General features: G+C 63.4%; 4 protein-coding genes. All 4 read right to left on the reverse strand.

What is annotated here, in order from left to right:
• Positions 1-57: 57 nt before the first annotated feature.
• Positions 58-621: an ureidoglycolate lyase gene (locus ACNPP0_RS23275; RefSeq protein WP_448707126.1), complete on the reverse strand. Its 564-nt coding sequence runs from the start codon at positions 619-621 to the stop codon at positions 58-60.
• Positions 618-857 carry an Arm DNA-binding domain-containing protein gene (locus tag ACNPP0_RS23280; RefSeq protein ID WP_332609999.1) on the reverse strand — a complete coding sequence of 80 codons (240 nt, stop codon included), beginning with the start codon at positions 855-857 and terminating at the stop codon, positions 618-620. Before ACNPP0_RS23280 ends, ACNPP0_RS23275 begins: the two co-directional genes overlap by 4 nt.
• A 184-nt stretch (positions 858-1,041) precedes the next feature.
• A complete protein-coding gene (locus ACNPP0_RS23285) occupies positions 1,042-1,560 on the reverse strand; it encodes an Hcp family type VI secretion system effector (RefSeq protein ID WP_046803329.1) in 519 nt (172 codons plus the stop codon).
• 450 nt (positions 1,561-2,010) lie between these two features.
• Positions 2,011-2,654, reverse strand: a 644-nt coding sequence (locus ACNPP0_RS23290; RefSeq protein WP_448707127.1) for an MFS transporter, incomplete at its 5' end; no start/stop codon positions are given.

Raw genomic sequence — 2,654 nt, forward strand, 5'->3', positions numbered from 1 at the left:
GGCCGGGCCGCGCAGGTCGGGCCGCGCGGGTCGGGCGGGCCTGCCGACCGTCAGCGCTCAGGCATCCACCGCCTGTTCGCGTTCCGCCACGCCTTCCAGCTGATGCGTGGCAATCGACACGATGGCGCTTTCTGACGCGCGTGCTTCGGTGGTCAGGTGCTGGATCAGGTCCAGCGTGGTGGACCTGCGCGTCAGCATCAGGCAGGTCACCTCGGCGCCGATCACGCGCGTTGCATGCCAGCAGCCGGGCCGCATGCAGATGCCCTGCCCTTGCGGCACGCGAAAGGCGGCCAGCGTCGTCAGGTCGGGGCTGCCGTCGGCATTGCTGCTGGCCACCACCTGAATGATCGTGCCGGTCAGCGGCACGATGGCCTGCTGCGTCAGCAGGTGCTTTTCCAGGCTGGCGATGTCGGTCGCGCGGCTGCGGTAATTCACCCACAGCACTTCGGCGTCGCCCCCCGCGCCCGTGTTGAACACGTGTTCCTGCCAGAAGTCCGTGGCGGCGTTCGAGAACAGCGGCACGCCGTTGCCATCCGGAATCGGCTTGCCCAGCATCCAGCCATAAGGCGTGAACGCCTGCGGCGTCAGGTCATTGACTTCCAACTGCGTGTTGCTTGTCATGCGGAACCCTGTGTTGGCTTGGGCGGCGTGGCGCGTTTGGGGAATTCAGCGGCGTAATCGAAATCGCCTCGCGCAATGGCTTCGATGATGGCGGCGCGCCGGTCGGCGGCGCGTTTCAGATTGGCGGCCGTGGGCTTGACGCGGATGCGTTCCACGCAATGCCGGCCGTTATAAAAAAAGCCGATCTCGATGGACGATTCCGACGCGGGCCGGACGCCTTCGAACCCCTGGCTCATCGCCTTTCCCGTGATGGTTACTGTTGGGCGACATGATAAACGCTACGCGATGACGAGAAAAAGGCGCGACGCGCCTTCGGTGAAACCAAGCCGCGATGACGCACCGACGCACCGATGCGCCGATGCACCGATGCACCGATGCACCGATGCACCGATGCGCCGATGCGCCATCGCGGCGACCTGCTTAGCTTTCCAGCGGTTTGCGCCAGTCGTCCGACGCTTCAGTGCCGGCAATTTCGTGCGTCCACGTGATCTTGCGGTAGGCCATGGCCACCTTGATCAACTGCGTGAAGTCCGATTTGCTGGGGTCCTGCGCGTGCGGCAGCACGCTGGTGATGTCCACGATGGTGGCGTCTTCCAGTGCCGTCGTGAAGAAGTGTTCCTGCTTGCCGTCGATGGACGTGCGATACCACTTCACTTCCACTTCGGGCAGCATTTCGCCCGAGGCCAGCGCGTGGTACAGCAAGGGCGTGGCCTTGTTCAGCGCGCTGGTGAAGATGAAGGGCTTGTGCACGCGCTGGCCCGAGGGCTGACCGCTTTGCGGGTCGGTCGGGGTGTTGACGCGGTGTTCGATTTCCTGGACCAGGATCTGGTCTTCGTGGCCTTCGACGTACACGTTGCCGACCGAATCCGCGGTGAAGGCGCCTTCGGTGATGTTGCCCTGGGTTTTGCCGGAAATGCTGATATAGGCGGGAGTAGGCATGTCGATTCCTAAGTCGTCGTAGTGGGTGGCCGTGGTGGCCGGATGCCTCCCGGGGGAAGCGCTACGAGGGACTAATGCAACATCCATGCCAGGACGTGAAATAAAAAAAACTTCGCCATGGAATCAATGCCTTGCGAGGCATTTACGATAAACACAAGGCGCCGCTACCCGCGCGCTATCCCTGGTTTTCCGAGTTTTCAGGGTCGATACGGGCCAGAACTGGCTCGCTGGAAAATAAAGGCTTATAGATCAACGCGTTGCAGCGGGTCAGATTTGGCCTGATCGAGCCAGATCTGGCCCAGCTCGCTGCCATGGCCGATCAACGCTGTTTTGCACTACCTTGTCTTCCTGCCCCGCCCCGCTACAAGGACGTGGCCGATGACGCCTATGTCATACCGAAGGGCGCGTGGCACACCGTGAAGGTGATGGAACCCTGTCGGATGTTGCACATCACGATGGGCGCGGGCACGCAGCATCGGCCGGTCTAGCGTGCGCGCGCAGGATCTGGCGGTCGTCGATGGGCCAATGCAGTAGCGCCGACAATACGCCCAGCGCCATCGCGCCCAGCCAGATCAAGTCGTAGGACCGCGTCGCCTCGAACACCACGCCGCCCAGCCACACGCCCAGAAACGACCCCAGCTGATGGCCGAAGAACACGAAGCCGAACAGGGTGGTGATGTAGCGCACGCCGAACACCTGCGAGATCAGACCATTGGTCAGCGGCACCGTGCCCAGCCACACAAAGCCCATGATCGCGGCGAACGCGTAGACGGTCCATGTGGACAGGGGCAGCAACAGAAACAGGGCGATGGCGGCCGTGCGCAGCAGGTAGATGCCGGCCAGCAGATATTTGCGGCGATGCCGCGCGCCGAGCACGCCGCAAACATAGGTGCCCATCACATTGGCCAAGGCGATGATGGCCAGCGCGGCCACCGCGTCGGCCGCGCGCAGGCCCTTGTCCATCAGGTACGCGGGCAAGTGCGTGCCGATGAACGCCAACTGGAAGCCACACGCCAGAAACCCCAGGTTCAATAACCAGAAGCCCGGCCGGGTGAAGGCTTCGCCGATGGCCGCGCGCAGCGACAAAGCGGCGT

This window comes from Achromobacter semiaridum, from assembly GCF_053543755.1.

What these genes read in the sequence shown, in the direction of transcription:
- ACNPP0_RS23275 (WP_448707126.1), bottom strand. Translation starts at nt 621, where the DNA reads ATGACAAGCAACACGCAGTTGGAAGTCAATGACCTGACGCCGCAGGCG.
- ACNPP0_RS23280 (WP_332609999.1), bottom strand. Translation starts at nt 857, where the DNA reads ATGAGCCAGGGGTTCGAAGGCGTCCGGCCCGCGTCGGAATCGTCCATC.
- ACNPP0_RS23285 (WP_046803329.1), bottom strand. Translation starts at nt 1,560, where the DNA reads ATGCCTACTCCCGCCTATATCAGCATTTCCGGCAAAACCCAGGGCAAC.